Origin of the sequence: Vibrio sp. A1-b2 (genome assembly GCF_021726015.1) — a bacterium.
Classification (GTDB): domain Bacteria; phylum Pseudomonadota; class Gammaproteobacteria; order Enterobacterales; family Vibrionaceae; genus Vibrio; species Vibrio diazotrophicus.
In genome coordinates this window covers 1-1,035 of sequence record NZ_JAKKCI010000029.1, presented here as the reverse complement: position 1 = coordinate 1,035, position 1,035 = coordinate 1, and the positions used below count along the sequence as shown (strand labels likewise).

The following is a 1,035-nucleotide window of genomic DNA, read 5'->3' as shown; positions in this document are numbered from 1 at the left end:
CTTCTATTACAGTTCAGTGCGATTTCGCCCATTACGCTTAGCTTTATACAGCGCATTATCTGCATTTTTGATTGCCTCATGTATAGAGTCCTCTTGTCCTTTCCAGTGCGATACACCAATTGAAATTGTTACATTACCGACAGTATCAAAATGATAGGCTTCTATTGAGCGGCGAATTCGCTCTGCTACATCATATGCTCTAGTCGGGTTAGTGTTGGCAAGAAAAATAATAAATTCCTCACCACCAGAGCGGCACACAACATCTTGTGCTCGAGCTTCTTCTTTCATTATCTTGGATAAACTTTTTATTAGTTCGTCTCCGATATGATGACCAAATGTATCATTGACCCTCTTGAAGTGGTCAATGTCCAAAGCCAACAATGAAAATGGTCTATTTTGCTCTTGAAACTGTTCAATCGTCTTATCTAATCCTCTTCGATTTAAAGCACCAGTAAGCGCATCCGTCAACGTATCTGAATGGAGTTTATCAATGGTATTTGACACGACACCCATAGCATTCAAAAAACTCCGCCTTAAGTGCAACGCTTCAAAGTACCATGCATGAATACGGTTTAAATCCGATATCGTCGACTTGTAATTACCAATTTTAGTAGCAGCACTGGCTAGCTGCCAAAGTGGCCGAGATATCAAAATAGATGCCCCCCAAATAAACATCAATGTCAGCACACCTATCGGGAAACCTTTCCAAAAGACAAGAAACATTAAATCATTAAGGCTGTTTAAAGCATTATTCTTTGGCTTTTGGACTATCACGCCCCATCCAGAGTTCTTTACTGGAGCGTAACCAGCCAACATATCAACACCTTGCGAATTGACAATGTCACCATATCCATCTTCACGGTTAACAACCGCGTTGATAGCCTCATTATTGAGTATCACTTGCCCGACTCTCCTCTTATCGGGATGATAAATGATGGTTTTATTACGGTCGACGACATACATATACGAACCATCTTGATGACTATGTTTACCCAAAAGTCTTGTCAAAATATTTTGGCGTTCCAAATACAAAGT

At 40.2% G+C, this 1,035-nt stretch carries 1 protein-coding gene; it reads right to left on the bottom strand.

Translation table 11 applies throughout. From position 1 onward, the window contains the following. Positions 1-6: 6 nt before the first annotated feature. On the bottom strand, positions 7-1,035 hold a 1,029-nt coding region (locus L3V23_RS21285), incomplete at its 5' end, for a diguanylate cyclase (RefSeq protein WP_237292993.1).